This is a genomic window from Mycobacterium szulgai (assembly GCF_002116635.1).
Taxonomy (GTDB): Bacteria; Actinomycetota; Actinomycetes; order Mycobacteriales; family Mycobacteriaceae; genus Mycobacterium; species Mycobacterium szulgai.
Map to the genome: position 1 here is coordinate 20,403 of NZ_LQPW01000015.1, position 18,231 is coordinate 38,633.

Genomic DNA, 18,231 nt, shown 5'->3' on the forward strand with positions numbered 1-18,231 from the left:
CTCCGCGCCGTCACCCAACCATAGTCAACTGCCCGGCATCGGCAGGACGAAGATGCCGGCGGCGGCTCTGCGACCGGTTCAATACGCGATGCAGCGGTAAGCACAGCGCAGCCCCGATCACTCCGGCGGCCAACGAGGTGGCCGACAGCAGGATGGGACCGCCGTGAGTCAGACAGCTCGACGCCAGGATCGGCGAGACCACCGCGGCCGCACCGAACGAGGATCCCCAGATTCCGTGGTAGCGCCCGCGGAGGGCGGGCGGTGCAATGCGATGCACAATCCCAGGAGCCACGACAAACCAGGCGATTTCACCAGGGGCGGCCGCCGCGACCATCACGCAGAAAGCCACCACCGAATGCGCCAACGCGGTCAACGCCATCCACATCGCGATCCACCCGGTCGCCGCGGCCAGGATGTCCAGCCGCGGGCGTTCGGCGACGCGCCGGCTCAGCCAGGGCGCCATCAACGGCGTCAGAGCAACGACAGCCAGGGCGCCGGCCATCGCCGCCCAGCCGTAGTCGCCGACGTCCAGACCCCGGTAGTGCATCAGCAGGGGCACCGTGGAAACCAGGCTGGCCGCCCCGGCCCAGGTGCTCACACTTGAAATCAGCAACAGCATGAAACCTTTGTCGGACAACACTTTACGGTAACCCAGCGGATTCGCTGCAGGAGTCCGCTGGGCGGTATCGGGAATGCGGTGCACGACCAAGCCGGCGAACGCCGCGTAGGCCAGGCCGTTGGCGATGAACAGAATCGGAGTACCTACGCGATCGGCCACCACGCCACCGATACCACCCGCGATCACCGCTCCCAGACTCGTGCACCCGAACCGCCACGCGTCCAACCGCCCCCGCTTGCCAGGATCGGGAATCAGATCGCACATCGTCGCGCTCAGCACTGGATGCGGCGCGTCGTAGGTGAAGCCCACCATCGCGGCGCCGGCCAGTAGCTCCGCGGGGGTGTTGGCCTTGGCCAGCAGGAATAGCACCGGAGCCCCGATCGCCATGATGAGGGTGATGGTCATCCGCCGGCCCAGCCGGTCGGCCAGCCAACCGCACGCCAGCTGTCCCACCAGCGAGCCGATGCCGAGACTGGCCAGCGCGGCGCCGACGATAGCGCTGCCGTGGGTGCGCTCGACCACGTGATAACTCAAGAAGAGCGGAGCGAACCCGGCGGCCCGGGTAAGCACGAACCCGCCTAGCAGCGGGCGGATAACCCCGGGGATGGCGGCACTGATGATGACGGCCATGACCGAAGCGTCCCGCCTTGCGCGGCCCATCGAATCAGTGGAATCACCAGTCTTGCGCTACTCACGTCGGCGCATGCCACACACTGTTCTAGTGAAGCTCAACGCACAGAACTTGGGCGCCCTCGAGATCGCGGTCCCGCGGTATGAACGCAGCCAAATCGGCATCGGCATCGTCCATTTCGGTGTCGGCGGCTTTCACCGCTCGCATCAGGCCATGTATCTCGACAATCTGCTCAACCAGGGACTCGCGCGCGACTGGGGCATTTGCGGTGTCGGGGTGCTGCCGGGTGATCAGCGCATGCGCGACGCGCTGCGCAGCCAGGACTACCTGTACACGTTGATCCTCGAACACCCCGACGGCACCCGGGAACCGCGCGTGATCGGTTCTATCGTCGACTTCCGTTATGCGCCGGACGATCCCGAGGCGGTCATCGAGCTACTTGCCGACACCGCCATCCGGATCATCTCGCTCACCATCACCGAAGGCGGCTACAACCAGCCACTGAGCAGTGCCTTTGGCTTGGTGACGGAGGCGCTGAATCGCCGCCGCGAACGCGGCCTGCCCTCACCCACCATCGTGTCGTGCGACAACATCGTGGAAAACGGCCGGGTGGCGCGTCAAGCGTTCACCTCACAGGCGGCATCGAACCCCGCACTCGTGCAATGGATTAACGCCAACACCAAGTTCCCCAACTCGATGGTCGACCGGATCACGCCCGTCACCACACCTGAGTTGATCGAGCGCCTAGACGCCGAGTACGGCATCCTGGACGCCTGGCCGGTGGCCGCCGAACCGTTCGCCATGTGGGTTCTCGAAGACGACTTCGCCGACGGCCGGCCCCCGCTGGACAAGGCCGGCGTTCGGCTGGTCGACGACGTATCGCCGTACGAGGCGATGAAGCTGCGGCTGCTCAACGCCAGCCATCAGGGCCTGTGCTACTTCGCGTACCTGGCCGGTTACCGGCTGGTGCACGAGGCCGCCCAAGACCCGCTGATCGCCGAATTCCTCTCGCGCTACCTGGATTTCGAAGCGATGCCGACACTGCCCCATATTCCCGGGCGCACCGAGTTCCGCGACGGCCTACTGCCCCGCTTCGCCAATGCCTACGTCCGCGACACGATCACCAGATTGTGCGCCGAATCCTCCGACCGCATCCCCAAGTGGTTGCTGCCGGTGGTTCGCGACAATCTGCGATCGGGTGGCCAGGTGCGGCTGTCGGCGGCGATCGTCGCGAGCTGGGCGCGCTACGCCGAGGGCATCGACGAAGACGGCGAGCCGATCGACGTGGCCGACCGGATCGCCGGCACGCTGGTGCCGCTGGCCCGCTCCCAGCGTGACAACGCCACCGCGTTTCTGGAATACCGCGCCCTGTTCGGCGATCTCGTCGACCAGCCGCGCTTCGTCGAGCCCTACGTATGGACGCTAACCTCCTTGCATCACAATGGCGCCCGCGCGACGCTGCGGGCACTGCTCGAGGAGCAGCCGTGACCCTGGTCGCCGGGATCGACTCGTCCACCCAGTCGTGCAAGGTACTGGTGTGTGATGCCGACACCGGCGAAGTGTTGCGCCAAGGCCGCGCCGGCCACCCGACCGGTACCGAAATCGAGCCCGCTGCATGGGAATTCGCTGCACAGCAGGCGATCCAAGCCGCGGGCGGCCTGGACGACGTCGAAGCCGTGGCGGTGGGCGCCCAACAACACGGCATGGTGTGCCTCGACGAGGCCGGTCAGGTGGTGCGGCCCGCGCTGCTGTGGAACGACGTGCGTTCGGCCGATGCGGCACGCGCACTCGTCGCCGAACTCGGTGGCCCGGCCGCGTGGGCGCATGCCGTCGGCCTCGTGCCGCTGGCCGCGGTCACGGTGGCCAAGCTGCGCTGGCTCGCCGACAACGAACCGCGGCATGCCGATCGCACCGCGGCGGTTTGCCTGCCGCACGACTGGTTGACGTGGCGGCTACGCGGCGACGCAGACCTGTCCATGCTGAGCACCGATCGCAGCGACGCCAGCGGCACTGGTTACTACGACGCCGCCACCGACGCCTATCGTTTCGACCTGTTGGAGCTGGCCCTGCACGGTCGCCACCCGCAGCTGCCGAGGGTCCTCGGCCCGTCAGCCCAAACTTTGGGCGGGACAACTGTTTTCGGCGCTGGACTGGGCGACAACGCCGCTGCCGCGCTCGGCCTGCGCGTCGAGCCCGGCGACGTGATCGTCTCGATCGGCACCTCGGGAGTGGTGGCCGCCGTCGCCGATCAACCGATCCGCGACGAGGCCGGGTTGGTCGCCGGATTCGCCGACGGCACCGGACGCTACCTTCCACTGGTCTGCACGCTCAACGGCGCTCGGGTGCTCGACGCGGTCGCGGCGATGCTGGACAAAGACCACGACGAGCTGTCCCGGCTCGCCCTCTCGGCGGCCCCCGGCAGCGACGGCCTGGTGCTGGTGCCGTACTTGGAGGGCGAGCGGACACCCAACCGGCCGAACGCCACTGGCGCACTGCACGGCCTGCGGGTATCGAATGCCACGCCGGCCAACCTGGCCAGGGCCGCGGTGGAGGGGCTGCTGTGCGCGCTGGCCGACGGCCTCGGGCAACTCAGCGCGCATGGTCTGGCCGCACGGCGGGTACTGCTGATCGGCGGTGGCGCCCGGTCGCAGGCGCTGCGCGAGATTGCACCCCAGGTGTTCGGAGTTCCGGTGCTGGCGCCGAAACCCGCGGAATATGTCGCGCTGGGCGCCGCGCGACAGGCCGCATGGGCGTTGCGCGGATCGCCACGGCCGCCCGCCTGGACCGCGCCGGCAACCGACGAGTACACCGCTGCCGCGGTGCCCGCCGTGCTGGACCGTTATGCGCAGGTCCGTGATCTGACCGACGGGCAAGACCGGTGATTTCGCCGATTCGATGAAACGCGGCAGCTGCGACGCTGGAGCGAACACAGGAGGTCATATGGAAATCGATCGAGAAGACGTCATCGCAAGCCTGGGCGGTCAACAGGTCGTCGACAAGATGGACCACGAGACCAAAGCCGACGCGCTGGAGCACTACCTGGAGGGCAAGCTCGACGAATTGGTCTTCGCCAGTCAACCCGACAAATACCCTTCGGTCGCCGACATCGAAGAACAGATCGAGACCCGCAACTATCGCCGGGGCGCCGGCCACCTGTTCGCCGCTGACCAAAACATGCGGATACTGCCGCCGATGCCGGCCCGGCCCACGCTGAAGGATTTCTTCGAACTGCGCTTCAATCCGGCGAATCACGTACTGCAGAGCGCGACCCGGGCGATGAAAACCGGCATGTCGGAGGAAGTGATCCTGGCGTGCCTACTGCATGACGTGGTGCAGTCGCTGATCAAACCGGACCACGGATGGTGGGGCGCCCAACTGCTGGAGCCTTACCTGCCAGAACAGAGCACCTTTGCCATCCGCTATCACCAGGCATTGCGCTTCTACGCCGACGACGAGGTCGGCTACGAGTACCCGCAGATGTACTACCAGATCTTCGGCCACGACTACACCCCGCCGGAATACATCGAGCGGACCTATCGGATGGTTCGAAAACACAAGTGGTACATGGAATCCCGGCTGGTGACCGTGAACGATGTCTATGCGTTCGACCCCAACGCCGAGGTCTCCTTCGAGCCGTTCGAGGACATCGTCGGCCGTCACTTCAAGCAGCCGGAAGAGGGGCTGGGTTACGACAACAGCCCGAGCGCGCACATGTGGCGCACCTTGGCACGACCCGACTCACCGCTCTAAGTAGGCCGGAATACCTGCAGACTTCGGTACATCGCGGTGAAGCTGGCCTTCTCGTATTCCTCGCCTACCTCGCCGTCGTGCGCGACGACCGTCGGGCCGTCGACCGCGGTGAAGCTGAATTCCGGCACCTGCATCTCGTGATACAGGGGGCTGCGTTCCAGCCGGCCCAGCACCAGCGCGGCCAGGATCCGGGTGCGGGCCAGCCGCGGGCCGGTCTCCAGGATGCGCACGTCGATCAGTCCGTCGTCCATGCGGGTGCGCCGCGACGGGGCGAATCCCGTTGGGAGATACAGGGAGTTGCCTAAGAAGAACAGCGACGTCTGCAACGTCTTGTTGTCGTAGCGGATGCGCACCGGCCGACCCTTGCGCAGGGTGTGCAGCATCGCGTACATGCCGGCCAGCGGCTTGCCGATGCGCTTTTCGAGCTTTTCCCGCTCCTGGACGAAGGCCGGGTAGGCGCCGATGCTGGCGGTGTTGACCACCATCTGACTCTCGTTCAGGCACATCAGGTCGACGCAGGCAACGCTGCCCCGCCTAATGGCGGCAACGGTTTTGGCCACGGTGTCACAACCGATGTCCTTCGCGAAATGGTTGAACGTTCCGGCCGGGAAGACCGCCAACGGCAGTCCGGCTTCCCGGGCTACCGCTGCGGCGGTGGACACCGTGCCGTCGCCGCCGCCGACCGCGAGCACCTCGGCCCGCCCGGCGGCATCGCGCAGCGCCTGCAGCGGGTCGTCGTCGGGACCCAATTCGACGATCTGCGCCCGCGGTAACTCGCTGCGCACCTCGTCGAGGACGCGCGCCCCCGTGCCGCTGCCCGAGGCCGGGTTGACGACGAGAACAACCCCGGCACCGTCGGGCCGTTCCGGCGTCTCGATCCACAGCGTTTCGGTTGCCGGCAAAGCGGTTTCGACGATCGGCGGCACCAGCCGACCCCCCAGGACCGCCGTGCCGGCGCCGATACCGAATCCGATGATTACATCGCCGGGGTAATGCGCACCGACCGCAACCCGCGAGAGACCTACCAAACCGGCCAGCAACGCCAATCCGAAACCCAGCGGGGGGTTTTCCAGGCCGACCCCGACGGCGAAGGCGGCCGCGCTTGCCGAGTGCCCCGACGGCAGCGAGTTGGACGTGGGACGGCGCCGCACCCGCCGCACCAACGGCACCGCGTCATACAGCGGTCGAGGGCGCTGACGGATCCGCTTAGCTAACTGGTTGGTGACCAGACTGGCGGCACCGAGCGTCCCGACGCCGCGTATCGCGCCGCGCCGGGCGGAGTTCTTGCCCGAGGCGAACAGCACCGCCGCAAGAACGAACCAGAGCTTGGAATAGTCAGCCGCCCTGGTCAGCGGCGGCATCGCCGTGTCGAGCAGCGGGGTGGGGCTTTCGGCGATCGCCTCGAACAGTTCGCGGTCTAGCGCACCTAATCCACGGGTAATCTGCTTGATGCTGCGCGCACGTTGCCAGTTAGGTAGCCAGGGCCGTCGACTCACCAGCTCTACCCTAAGCGGATTGGATCGTTGGGATGCGAGGTGAGTGCGGTCGTTTCGATCGTCAGCCACCCCGACAGCGGTAGCGATTCCAGCAGCGCCATCAATTCACCAGGATCGCGCGCGCGCCACAGCCCCAGGGTCCGGCCGCCGCCGTCCGGCTCGGCCCTTACGGACCAGAGCCGCACCAAATGCCCGCGTTCGGCCAACTCGCGCGCCCGAGCCGATTCCCGCGCCGAAGTGTCCTCGACGACGTGCTCCGGGGTGTCCGGCGGCACCGTCATGGTCATCGTGATCAGGAACTCCGGCCCCTTGCCGGGGCGGCCGGTAATGCCCGCACCCAGCGGGTCGTCCGGATGGCGTTCCAACACCGTGATCTCGTCGGTACGCCAGATCCGCAACGGCATCGAAGCCAGCAGCCCCTCCAACTGACCCGAGTCGGAGGCGGCGAACAAACCCAGGGTGCGCCATTCGCCGGGCCGCAGCGGCGGACGCCACAGCCGCAGCAGATGCCCCTGTGCCGCGAGTTCGCGCGAGCACGCGGCCTCGCGCGCGCGAACCTCGTCGACCTCGGCTTCAGACGTGCCGGCAGGCACATGGGTGGTCATCGTGACCAGAAAGTCCGTGCTGAGCACGAGAAGACTTTAGAGCTAGTCCTTGTACACCTGGACCACTACGGGGTCATCGGGGTCCACCGCGGTTCCCGGCGGCGGGTCGATGCTCACCGCCGTCCAGCACGATTCCAGCATGACCACGCCGTATTGCGGATTCGTCGAGGACATACTGACATCGGTGAGGCCGAGTCGGCGCAAGGTCTTTCGCACTGTGTCGCCGTCCTGGCCTCGTACATCGGGGACGATGATCTGCGCGGGGCGCTGCGAAGTCACTGGAGCGATCGATCTGCTTTCTACTTCGGTTGTTGCCGGGGACAATATTTGCGTCGACGCAATTATAGGCGACCCGGCCGCGATTCAGTGGCCAGCGGGCCAGATCGTCGTCACCGCGTCGCCGGGTCCCGGTTCACCGGTCGCGTTGGCGAACTTGTCCAGGGCCGTCTTGAGCAGCTCGCGATCCTGGGGATCCATGTCGCGCAGCACTCGGGTGATCGCCGTGCGCCGGTGGCGCGTCACCTTGTTCACCAGCCGGCGTCCGGCTTCGGTGAGGCTCAACACGATGTTTCGCCGGTCTTCCGCCGACTCCTGCCGGTCCAGCAGACCCGCCTTGATCAAGCGCTCACAGATACGGCTCGCGTTCGACGGGTTCACGGCCAGCCCGGCGGCCACTGCCGCGAGGTTGAGCGGACCTCTGGTGTCCACCATGACCAGGACCCGCAGTTGCGGGACGGTCACACTGTCGTCGACTTCGGCGATGGACGCCGCGACAATGCCCACCATCGCGCGCGATGCGCGCAGAACGGCATCGATCTGGTCGGCCGAGGGCCCCTCACCGGACACGGTGGACGGGTCTAGAAGACGCGCACCCAGTCGATGAGCATCTCCTGCGGATAGGAACCCGCCGCCGGGTCACCGCCGCCGGAGCCGCCCACCGCAAGGTTGAGCACCGGGAACACTGTGTAATCGGGGTCGTTGAACGGCCATTCGCGGATGGGTTCGTCCAAGTTCTCGATGCCGGTGGCCGGTACCGAGAAGTACGGCGCGGCGCCGTCGGTGTAGTCCACCCAAAAGTACATGCCGGTCGGATCCCAGCGGACTCGCCAGTTGTGCCAGGCCCCGTCGACGCCGATCGGGCAGGTCTCGAACGCGGTGCCGTCCGGGTTGGCGTGGACGGTGGTTCCCGACGGCCAGGTGCCGTTGCCGTACCACTCGATCAGGTCGATCTCGCCGCTGCGGCCGGGGTCGTCGTTCGACAGCCACCAGGCCGGCCACATGCCCGGCGCCAGGCAGTTGAACTTGATCCGGGCTTCCCACGTGGTTCCGACGCCGCCCCGCCACAGGCCGTGGACCAGGCCACCGAAGTAGCCGCCGTCATGCGTGGCGCGCAGCACCAGATTGGAGTTCCCGTCCAGGAACACGTTCTGGCGGGTATTGCGGTACTGCCCCCAGAACTGCGGCTGGTCGAAGCCGACAGGGTTACGAATCGGCGTCCGGAAGTTGGAAATGGCCCACTTTCCGGGGTCGGGGGCCGAACCGGCGGGGCCGTCGAACTCGTCGTGCCACAGGAACCCGCCGGCGGCTCCGGCGGTCGGCGCTGCGGGCACGGGCGACGGGCCTGCAGGCGCAGCCGGTCGCGACGGGCTGGCCAGGGCTTTCGGGGCCGGGACTGCGGCCGCCAGTGCGCCGAATCCCGCCATCATGATCATTCGGCGACGGTCCATCTCAGGCATAAGCAAGGGACGATAGCAGCCGAAGTCAGGTGACCGTCATTTTGGGCGTGGGTGCGCTGATTTTGACCAGTGTCTTGCCGATGTTGGCCCCGGTGAACAGTCCGTTGAGGGCATCGACACACGACTCGATGCCCTCAAAAATGGTCTGGCGGTGCTTGAGCCGGCCCTCGGCCTCCCATTGGCGCAGGTGGGCGAAGGCCTCGTCGAAGCGGCCCCACTGGTCGAGCGCGTTGAACCCTTGCATGAGAGCGGTTTTGGACAGCAAATTAACGTAGTTGGCCGGTCCCGGGTGCTCGCCGGTCAGGTAGCTGGAGATCACGCCGCACAACACCACCCGCGCCTTGCTGGCGAGCCGGCCCAGCACCGCGTCGAGGATAGGCCCGCCGACGTTGTCGAAGTAGACGTCAACCCGCTTCGGGCAGTGCTGCTTCAGCGCGGCTGCCAGATCGTCGTTCTTGTAGTCGATGCACGCGTCGAACCCGAAGTCCTCGACCACCGCCCGGCATTTCTCCGGTCCGCCGGCGATCCCCACGACGCGGGCTCCGGCGATCTTGGCGATTTGCCCGGCTATCGATCCGGTGGCGCCCGCCGCCGCCGACACCACCACCGTCTCACCGGGTTGCGGCCGGCCAATGTCGGTCATGCCGAAGTAGGCGGTGGCGCCGGTCGGCCCGTACACCGACATGATCGCCAGCTGGTCGTCCTCGCCGGGAATCGGCGTGCTGAACACGTCGTCGCGGATGATCGCGTACTCCTGGAAGCCGGTCAGCGTGGTGACCACATCGCCGACGGCGTAGGCGCCGCAACGCGAGGCGACCACCTGGCCGATGCCGGCCGCCCGGATGACCTCGCCCAGCTGCACCGGCGGCAGGTAGCCGGGCTGGTCGTCCAGCCAGGTCCGCACCGCGGCGTCCAGACCGACGTAGGTGGTGCTCAGCAACGCCTCGCCTTCGGCGGGCTCGGGTGCCTGCGACGAGACCAGCTCGGTGTCACCGGGCCGGACAAGGCCAACCGGACGGCGACGCAACACAATCTGACGGTTCGGCAAGTCGGGCACGATGCCGAGCCTATTCTTTCTCCCATGAGCGCAGAGGATGACGATCCGGAACGCCGAATCCGCGAGCTGGAACGCCCGCTGGCCGACACGGCTCGCGCATCCGAGTTGGGCGGCGCCCCGCCCGCCTTCGACCCGGCATATCAGGCGTACCCCCCGCCGCCGCCCGGTCCAGTACCGCCACCGACCGGCGCGCCGCCCCCGATAGGACCGCCCCCGATTGCACCCCCGCCGCCGTCGTACGGCTATGAAGCCCCGTTCCCCGGGGCCACACCGCGGTCGTCGTCGGGTGTCCGCGTGTTCTGGATCTTGGCCGCGCTCTTCATCATTGGCGTGCTGGTTCTGGTAGGCGGCATCGCGCTCTACGTTTCGCGCCAATTGCACCGCGAGTACGTCGTGACCCCGGAGCCGAGCACGTCTGTGATCACCAGCTTGCCGCGCTCTACTCCGCGCAGCCCGGGCCCGTCGAAATCACCGACATCACCGACATCACCGGCGTCCTCTGCGCCCCCGCCGGGCGGGACGCTCACGGTCACCGGCGTCGGTGAGAACAAGTCGATCGTGTGCAACGACAGCGTCGTGACCGTCAGCGGCATTTCGAACAAGGTCGTCATCACCGGCCACTGTGCCAGCCTCACCGTGTCGGGGTTGAAGAACACCGTCACCGTCGACGCCGCCGACACCATCGACGCCTCCGGCATCGAGAATCGGATCACGTATCACTCCGGTTCGCCGAAGATCAGCAAATCCGGCGATAAGAACTTCGTAGAGCAAGGCTAGAACAGGGCTAGTCCAGGGCTCACAGGGCTTCGGCCTGTGCCAGGCATCCTTCGAACGAGGCCTGAACTGCCTTGTCCCGGAAGCGCTCCCGGAATTGCGCGTAGCCGGCCGCGTCGCCATGCGCCCGGGCCAGCAGGGCGCGCAGCCGCAGCACCGCTAGCTCATGCAGGACGAATTCCGGCTCGGTCGGCACCGCGGCCAACCGGTCGACGGCAAGTTCTGCCGCCGCGATGTCGCCGGCCACGCCGCGCGACAACAGCGCCTCGACCAGCACGGTCGTGGCGGGACCGCGAAAGATCATCTCGCCCGTTTCGAACTGTTCGGCCAGGACCGTGCTCGCCAGCTCGATCGCGCTGCCGTAATCACCGGATCGGCTGTGCGCACGGGCGAATTCGATATCGCACATGCGCCGCACTGTCGTGGTGAGCTGTTCGCGCACGACCATCTCTTTTGCCTGCACCAGGAATTCCAGTCCGTCCGCCTCGGAGTTGTGGTGCAACAACGAGACAGCGCGATTGAACAACGCGTAGGCAAGTGCGGCGTTGTCTCCGGACTGCTGGGCGACCTCCAAGGACTCGGCCGCCAGCTCCACGTCGCGCGCAGTGGGGTGCACGGCGCCGTTCTGGATGGCGGCCGCGTACTTGTACAGCTGCACGAAGGACCGGGCGCCGGCGTCAACCGACCGGGCCAGGACGATGCCGGCCCGCAGGTCCTCCCGCCAGCCCGGGCGCCCCAGGAACATCTCGGCCGCGCCCTTGAGCGTCAACGCCCAGGCCAGCGGGGATCCGATCACGAAGTTGCCCATGGTGGGGTCGCCGTCAGCCAGATCGATGATCCGCTGAGCCAACCGCAGGCTCTCCGTCGCTTCCCCGGCTTCCCACTTGGCCTGGGCGGCCGGGTAGAACAACCCGACCGTCATCGCCGGCTCTCCGATCGACTCGACCAAAGTAGCGAATTCCGTTGCCATGTCGGCCGCTTCACAATGACGCGAATTGAATGTGAGAGTGGCCAGGTGTCCCGCCATGCCGACGGCCAATGACTTCTTGTCACCCGCGGCGATGGTCAGCTCGCGCAACTCCTCGAAGCCGGTGTCGGCGGGCGTGCCGCCTACTTGAAAGGCGCTGCCGCACAACAAGGCCCGCGGGGCGATTCGAATGGCCAGCAGATCGGGTTCGTCGGCGGGCAATCGATCGGCGACCCGAAGCGCCAGTTGCCAGCTCTGGCGGGCCGCCCGGATGTCACGTGCGCCATACCAATTCGCGGCATCCATGTGCCAGTCGAAGGCATCCCGCAGATCGCCGGCGGCCGCGTACTGTGCGGCCACCAGGGCGGCTTCCTCACCGGTGAACCCGCCGCGGGTTCGTTGCATCACCGCGGCCACCCGGCGGTGCAGTTCCGACCGTCCGGCCTTGAGCTGGGATTCGTATGCCACCGCCTGAATCAGCGGGTGACAGAACGCGTAGGTGCCCGGGCGCGCGCGTGGCAGCGGCTCGACCAGCTCGGCCTCGATCAACGGCGTCAGATCTGTTGCCTCGGTGGTGGATTCGAGTAGGTGCGCCAACAGCTCGGTGTCGAACTGGGCGCCGATGACGGCGGCAGCGTGCAGGATGCGCTTCGCCGCCGCGGGCAGCCGGTCGATGCGCGCCCCTACGATCGCTTGCACGCTGGGCGGCACCTGGATGTCACGCACTTCCCGGGTACAGACATAGTCCCCGGGCGCGCCGTCGAGGTCGCCGCGCTCCACCAAGTCGCGAACGATCTCCTCGGCGCAAAACGGTATGCCTCCAGCATGCTCGGCGATCACCGCCGCAAGTCCGAGCACCGACGGGTGCGTACCCAGCAGCTCCCTGATCAACTCGGTGATGTGCGACGCACTCAGCGGCGCGAGCAGAAAAGAGCATGCCGTGGGGATGCTCGCCAGCGGCCCCTGATACTCGGGCCGGTACATGATCAGCAGTGTGGCCCGCATTGCGGGCAGCGTCGCCGCGAATTCGGTAAGCATCGACTCACTGGCACTGTCAATCCACTGAGCGTCCTCGATCACGTAGACCGCGGGCTGCGAGCGGGCCAGCGCAGCCGTTTTGAGCAGCTCTACCAGCCGCCGCCGGCGGGCGTCGGGACTTATGTCGGGCAACGCGGTTTGGGGCAGGTCACCCTCGCGGACACCAAGCAGGTCATCGAGCAAGAGGAGGTCTTCGCCAGTGGCGAAAGGCATTTCGCTACGAACTCGGCACTGCGCCTGCGCGGCGGTAAGACCGCGGATCTCGAAGATCGCGCGCAGCAGCCTGGAGACGGTATGGAACGCGATCTCGCGGGTGTGGGATTCGCAGTAGGTCACGAAGACCGCGAAGCCACGGCTGCGCGCCAGCGCCACCGACTCCCGGGCCAGCCTGGTCTTGCCGACGCCAGGCTGGCCGGACACCGTGACGATGGTGCCGTTGCCGCGGCAGGCCTGGTCGAGTAGTTCGGCGACGGTGTCCTTCTCGTACTGGCGTCCGACCAATCGGGATTCATGGCGGGGTTTGCGTACCTGCTTGAGATGCTCGCCCCCTGCGGCCAGCAGCCGGCGCGCGGGAACCGGGTTGGCGGCACCTTTGATGTGCACAGATTCGTTCTCCCCCAACACAACTCGGTCCTCGACGAGCCGCGCCGTCGACTCGCTGAGCATGACACCGCCCGGCGGGGCCACTGCTTCCATCCGCTGCGCCATGCCCACCTGGGTACCAACCGCCGTGTAACCCAGGTGGGTGGCACCGACTTCGCCGGCGATCACCCGCCCGGAGTTCAGCCCGACCCGCAGCCGGAGGTCGATCGCGTCGCGGCGGGCCACCTCAACCGCCAATTGCTGGGCCACCTGCTGAATATCAAGTGCGGCAAGGCATGCCCGAAAAGCGTGGTCTTCCAACGTGATCGGGGCACCGAACAGGGCCATGATGCCGTCGCCGGTGAACTTGTCAACGGTACCGCCGTAGCGCTGCACCACGGCCGCCGAGCGATCGACCAGCTCGGTCATCACCTCGCGCAGCCGCTCGGCGCCAAGGGCCGCGGCGATGTCCATCGACCGCACCACGTCGGCGAACAGCACCGTGACTTGTTTGTATTCGGCCGGATCGACGACCAGGGTCAGCGGCGAACCGCAGGCATCGCAGAACCGGGCTCCCTGGCGCGGTTGTGACCCGCATGCGTGACAGACCGAGGACGTTGCCGCCAAATCTAGGTCGCCAAATCTAGGTCGACTCGTCCGACGGATCGTCGAGCACGCTCACCGCTATGCCGTAGGGCAGGAAGCGGACTTTGCGCTTGGGGTCGGTGTTGTTCTTGTTCGCGCGCAGAGCGTCGAGTTCGGTGGCGTAAACCTGCTCGACGCGGGCGCCGCCGTCGGCGTCCACGGTGTAGATGGCCCATACTCCGTCGCCGGCCTCGCCGGTCGTGGTCTCCGGCGCCGGACGTGACCGCCGCCCCAGGTCGTCGAAGAGCACCGACCAGCCGCTGCGAGTGCCGGGGGCGGCCATGAACCTGCCGAACCGCTCGAACGCATCGCGCAGTCCCTCGGTGCCCTCCCGGATCACCCGATCGAAATCGTCAGGGTCGAATCCGAACGGTCCATTCTCGGCCACACGACCTCCTTGCAGTTCATACCGTTACCGCACAGTGTGCGCTTAGGGAGCCGGCTCCGCAGGGCCGGGCTCCGGCGGGGGCGGCGGCGGTGACGGCGGATAGATCGGGATGGGGATTGTCACGAACGGGACGTGCAGGTACATCGTCATGATCGGCGTCGGCTGGGCAGCGGGTTCGGGCGCCGGTGGCGGCACCGCGACCGGCGGCGCCGAGGGAGCCGGCGCCTGCGGCACCGGCGTCTGCACCGGCGGGGCGGCCTGCCGGGTTGGCTGCCGCCGCGGCGGCGGCGTCGCCGGTGCCATGTTCACCACCGTGGGCGGCGGCTTGGGTGCCGGCTGCTGCACCACCGGCGGCGGCTGCTGCACGGCCGGCGGCGGCTGCTGCACGGCCGGCGGCGCCTGCTCGACGACCGGCGGCGGCGGCGCTTCCGGCGGGGGCAACAGGCTGGCGATGGGGAATTGCTCATGCGGTGACGCCGCGGGCGCCTGCGTAACGGGCGGGCTGGGCTGGGTGGCGGCCGCCGGGCGGACGTCGGAGGTCAGCGAGACCACCAGCACGCCGGCCGCAAAGGCCGCGATCCCGGCCATTGCCCCGCCGGTCAGCACCAGCGGCCGGCTCCGCCGCGGGCTGTCGTGTTCGTCAGCCTCCTCGGGCTCGTCGATCTCGTCATCCAGATCGTCGAGGGCGCTGTAAGCCAGGGCGCCCAGTTCGGCATTGGCGCACACATCGAGGTAGCCCGGGGTAAGCGCCCGCGGGTTCACCTCGCCGGTACCGGGATCCAGCGCATAGGCCAGCGCGGCCGTCGACGACGCGAACAGCGGCGCGTTTGCCGAGGCCAGCGCCGCACCCCGGGCCAGGGCCATGACCGGCTCTTCGGGACCACTCACCGCGAGCGATGTCGCCGCCTCCAGCAGTGGCTTGATCCCGATGATGTCGACGCCACATCCGATAACGAACACGCCCTCGGATCGAGATTGCGGTGCATCGAGTCCGGCGACGATCGTCGCCAACTCGTGGGCCGCCTCGTAGGACTGCCGGTGCAGATCGACGATCGAGCCGTCGGCGACGTCGACGACGGCCAACGTCGCGGTGCCAACCTCGACGAACAACATCGCGATGTGGCCGTAGTCCAGCGCGCTGCCCACCGTCTGCGCCAGCGCGGCGGCGGCGAGCAACGGCGAAACGAGCATGACGCTGCCCACGTCATGGGCGGCGAGGGCGGCGCGCAGCGCGCCGACGTCGGCCGGGTTCGTCCACGTCACGCCGGTCGACACCAGCTGGTATCCGCCCTCGGCCGCGCCTTCCCGAGTGCCGATCAGCGCCGCGATCGCCTGGTCTACCGCGGTCTCACCCGCCGCGACCTCGAAGTTGTCTTCCTCGACGGTGACGCCGTCGGCGTTCTCGCCCTCGATCAGCACCAAGCGGACCGTCGCGGGCTCCATCGATACTCCGAGCACGATGTCCATAACCCCTCCAAAGGGGTCCAGGCGGACGAGCGCACCGCGCGGTCCGCCGTCGAAGCACTACCAGCTCGAACCCTACTCGCGTTCAGATCAGGGGGTACCCGGATTCCGGAACGGGTTCTGCGGGGCCTGGTCCTGCGGGGCCGGATTCTGCGGAGCCGGCACCTGAATCGGTATCGGGACCGGTAGCAGCGGCAGGTGCAACCACTCCGTCGTCATCTTCACCGTCGACGTGGTGGTCGGGGACTGTGACTCGGTGGCCTCCGGCTCGGTGGTCGTGGGCGTAGTCGGCGCCGTGGTGATCGGCGTCGTGGTCGGGGTCGTGGTCGGGGTCGTCGTGGTGGCCCGCGGCGGAATGGTCGTCGTGGTGGTGACCGGTGGCGGGGGCGTGGTGGTCAGCACCGGCGAGGGCACCACTGCCGACGGCGCCACAGGCGGCGGCGCCACGGCCGGCGGGGGCGGTAGCGGGACGCTGGTGGGGACGGGTGCGGCGCTGGGCACCTCGGCGCTCACCGGCGGTGCGACCGCACTGGGCTTGCGCGGCGCGACGCTGGGCACCACCGGGGTGTGGTGCGCCGGATGCCGTTCGAGGGCCGTCAGTGTGAACGCCACACCGCCGATCGCGGTCATGGCGACCACCGCGCTGAGCCCGATCAGCAGCTGCGATACCCGGAATCGCCGCCACGGCGGTTCCTTCGGCGGCTCGATCAGGTTCAGCCGCATCGACCAGCAGGGGCCCTCTTCGTTGTACGAGTCGCCGGCGAAGCGCACCGGCACCTCGCCGGGAAACTCGGTCTGCGACCAGGCCAGTTCGCGGTCGGTCAATGCGTCGTGGTCGATCACCAGCACGTCGCCGGCCGGACGGTCGATCACGCCGCTGCCGGCCTTGGCCGCCCCGGCGGCTGCCAGCAGACCGAGCGAGGTCCGCGTCCGCAGGTCGACCGATTGGCCCCGGGTGGCCAGCAACAACGCGCCCATGGCGGCCGCCTGAGCGGGTTGCGCGGCGGTCAGCACCGGCCGGCGGGTATGCACCTCAAGGCGTTGTGCGACAAGGGGAATGCTTGCGCCCCCGCCGACCGTGACCACCGCGGCGAGGTCTGCCCAGCCCGCGTTGTTACGCGCCAGCATGTCGTCGAACGCGTAGATGAATCCGGTCAGCCGATCCTGGATCAGGTTCTCGAAATCGTCGCGCGTCACCCGGACGCTGGATAGCGATCCGCGCAACTCGGCGGCCAACTCGGTGACCGCATCGGTGGACAGGCGTTCCTTGGCCTCGCGGCACTGCTCCCTGAGCTGGCCGAGTTGGCCGACCGCGGTGGTGCTCTCCGGGTCGATGTCGTCGTGGCCGAGTATGTCGATGACGTGCAGCAGCAGCGCCTGGTCGAGCTGGTTACCGCAGAAATCCTCGTAACGCATTGTGGCGCTGACGGGTTCGAAGTCCGACTTGGTTTCCACCAGCGTGACATAGGTGCCCGAGCCGCCGAAGTCCAGCAGTCCCACCACACCGCCTGCGGGAAGGCCAAATTCGGCGTTCACCGCCGTCAGCGCCGCGATGGAGTCCGGCACCAGTCGCGGCGCCATGCCGCTGCGAACGAAGCCGACATGGGTACGCAATCCGTTGCGCAGCGCCTGCACCGTCGCCGGTTTCCAGTGCGAGGGAACGGCAATGGAGATCTCCGCGGAGCTCACGTCGGCGCCGGCGCTGACCACCATCGCGTCCAGCGCTTCGACCATCAGCAGGTCGGGATCATGCGCAGACCCGTCGGGCGACACCAGCGCCACGGAATCGCCGATGCGCTCCACGAAGCCGCTCATCAGCGTGCCAGACTCGGTCAGGTCCAGATCCTGGCCCAGTGCACCGATTTTCGGCGCACAATGCGGGTACAGCGTCAGGACAGCGCGACGGATCACGGGCGAACTTCCGTGCACCGCAGCAACCAGGTTGGTAGTCCCGATCGACAACCCCAGCGGGTCGTACATATATCGAATACTTTCGTCGATAGGGTCGTTGGCCAGCGTTAACCATAGCGGCGGCCGCGCCGAATGTCGTTGGTTCACAATGCCATTGGTATACGGTCGATGCCGTGTCGTCATCAAAGCGGTACATTTGCCGCCTTGACATATCGAGGCAGCCCGCGACCAATCAGTTGAGGTAGTAGTCGTTGTCGGTGTTGACGTGGCCAGCGGCTCCTGGCCAGCCAAAGAAGATCGGTTGCGCCCCGCCCGGTCCCGCGATGGCGCCATTGCCGCCGGAGCCGCTCAAGCCGATCAGGAAAGCGCGACCGCCGTTGCCGCCGTTCCCCCATACCGGGAACTGACCGATGGCGAAGCCACCGTCTCCGCCATCGCCGCCGATGCCGATCAGTCCGGCGTTGCCGCCGGTGCCGCCCTGGCCGGCGCCTACGTTGCCGTCCCCACCCACGCCGCCCCACCCGATCAGCCAGCCGCTATGGTTAACGCTGGCCAACGACCCTAGCGG

General features: G+C 67.6%; 15 protein-coding genes and 1 pseudogene. 4 read left to right on the forward strand and 12 right to left on the reverse strand.

The window, feature by feature from the left end; genetic code table 11:
• Positions 1-10: 10 nt before the first annotated feature.
• Positions 11-1,249, reverse strand: a complete 1,239-nt coding sequence (locus AWC27_RS03755) for an MFS transporter (protein WP_139836747.1) — start codon at positions 1,247-1,249, stop codon at positions 11-13.
• A 91-nt stretch (positions 1,250-1,340) separates the two neighbouring features.
• Between AWC27_RS03755 and AWC27_RS03760 the strand changes: the two genes are divergently transcribed.
• From AWC27_RS03760 to AWC27_RS03770, 3 genes are read left to right on the forward strand one after another with little or no spacing between them, the layout of a single operon-like run.
• Positions 1,341-2,738: a mannitol dehydrogenase family protein gene (locus AWC27_RS03760; protein WP_085669266.1), complete on the forward strand. Its 1,398-nt coding sequence runs from the start codon at positions 1,341-1,343 to the stop codon at positions 2,736-2,738.
• Complete coding sequence (gene xylB / locus AWC27_RS03765; protein WP_085669267.1) at positions 2,735-4,132, forward strand: xylulokinase; 1,398 nt, start codon at positions 2,735-2,737, stop codon at positions 4,130-4,132. The genes AWC27_RS03760 and xylB overlap by 4 nt, the downstream gene beginning before the upstream one ends.
• A gap of 58 nt (positions 4,133-4,190) precedes the next feature.
• Positions 4,191-5,000 (forward strand): hypothetical protein, encoded by an 810-nt coding sequence (locus AWC27_RS03770; protein WP_085669268.1) that lies wholly within the window; start codon positions 4,191-4,193, stop codon positions 4,998-5,000.
• On the opposite strand, the gene AWC27_RS03775 is transcribed toward AWC27_RS03770, so the two are convergent.
• The 6 genes from AWC27_RS03775 to AWC27_RS03800 all read right to left on the reverse strand — a co-directional run bounded on the left by AWC27_RS03775 (position 4,997) and on the right by AWC27_RS03800 (position 9,894).
• Entirely contained in the window at positions 4,997-6,496 is a 1,500-nt protein-coding gene (locus AWC27_RS03775; RefSeq protein ID WP_085669269.1) for a bifunctional phosphatase PAP2/diacylglycerol kinase family protein, read from the reverse strand. The two genes, AWC27_RS03770 and AWC27_RS03775, sit on opposite strands and share 4 nt — an antisense overlap.
• A gap of 5 nt (positions 6,497-6,501) precedes the next feature.
• Complete coding sequence (locus AWC27_RS03780) at positions 6,502-7,101, reverse strand: muconolactone Delta-isomerase family protein (protein ID WP_085669281.1); 600 nt, start codon at positions 7,099-7,101, stop codon at positions 6,502-6,504.
• A gap of 42 nt (positions 7,102-7,143) precedes the next feature.
• Positions 7,144-7,380, reverse strand: coding sequence for a PASTA domain-containing protein (locus AWC27_RS03785; protein ID WP_169726705.1), 237 nt, complete (start codon positions 7,378-7,380; stop codon positions 7,144-7,146).
• 84 nt (positions 7,381-7,464) lie between these two features.
• Positions 7,465-7,887 carry a MarR family winged helix-turn-helix transcriptional regulator gene (locus tag AWC27_RS03790; RefSeq protein WP_085669282.1) on the reverse strand — a complete coding sequence of 141 codons (423 nt, stop codon included), beginning with the start codon at positions 7,885-7,887 and terminating at the stop codon, positions 7,465-7,467.
• 71 nt (positions 7,888-7,958) lie between these two features.
• Positions 7,959-8,843 (reverse strand): glycoside hydrolase family 16 protein, encoded by an 885-nt coding sequence (locus AWC27_RS03795; protein WP_085669271.1) that lies wholly within the window; start codon positions 8,841-8,843, stop codon positions 7,959-7,961.
• 19 nt (positions 8,844-8,862) lie between these two features.
• Positions 8,863-9,894 carry an NADP-dependent oxidoreductase gene (locus AWC27_RS03800; RefSeq protein ID WP_085669272.1) on the reverse strand — a complete coding sequence of 344 codons (1,032 nt, stop codon included), beginning with the start codon at positions 9,892-9,894 and terminating at the stop codon, positions 8,863-8,865.
• A 24-nt stretch (positions 9,895-9,918) separates the two neighbouring features.
• Between AWC27_RS03800 and AWC27_RS03805 the strand changes: the two genes are divergently transcribed.
• On the forward strand, positions 9,919-10,671 hold the full coding sequence (locus tag AWC27_RS03805; RefSeq protein ID WP_085669273.1) for a DUF3060 domain-containing protein: 753 nt from the start codon (positions 9,919-9,921) through the stop codon (positions 10,669-10,671).
• A gap of 19 nt (positions 10,672-10,690) precedes the next feature.
• Here the strand turns inward: AWC27_RS03805 and AWC27_RS03810 are convergent, their stop codons facing one another.
• From AWC27_RS03810 to AWC27_RS30790, 5 genes and pseudogenes are all read right to left on the reverse strand, one after another.
• Positions 10,691-13,882 carry an ATP-binding protein gene (locus tag AWC27_RS03810; protein WP_085669274.1) on the reverse strand — a complete coding sequence of 1,064 codons (3,192 nt, stop codon included), beginning with the start codon at positions 13,880-13,882 and terminating at the stop codon, positions 10,691-10,693.
• 16 nt (positions 13,883-13,898) lie between these two features.
• Positions 13,899-14,288 (reverse strand): hypothetical protein, encoded by a 390-nt coding sequence (locus AWC27_RS03815; RefSeq protein WP_083116354.1) that lies wholly within the window; start codon positions 14,286-14,288, stop codon positions 13,899-13,901.
• A 42-nt stretch (positions 14,289-14,330) separates the two neighbouring features.
• Positions 14,331-15,755, reverse strand: a complete 1,425-nt coding sequence (locus AWC27_RS03820) for a DUF7159 family protein (RefSeq protein ID WP_085669275.1) — start codon at positions 15,753-15,755, stop codon at positions 14,331-14,333.
• Between the two features lie 87 nt (positions 15,756-15,842).
• Complete coding sequence (locus tag AWC27_RS03825) at positions 15,843-17,732, reverse strand: Hsp70 family protein (RefSeq protein ID WP_085669276.1); 1,890 nt, start codon at positions 17,730-17,732, stop codon at positions 15,843-15,845.
• 163 nt (positions 17,733-17,895) lie between these two features.
• Positions 17,896-18,231: pseudogene (locus tag AWC27_RS30790) on the reverse strand (hypothetical protein); the annotation flags it as partial.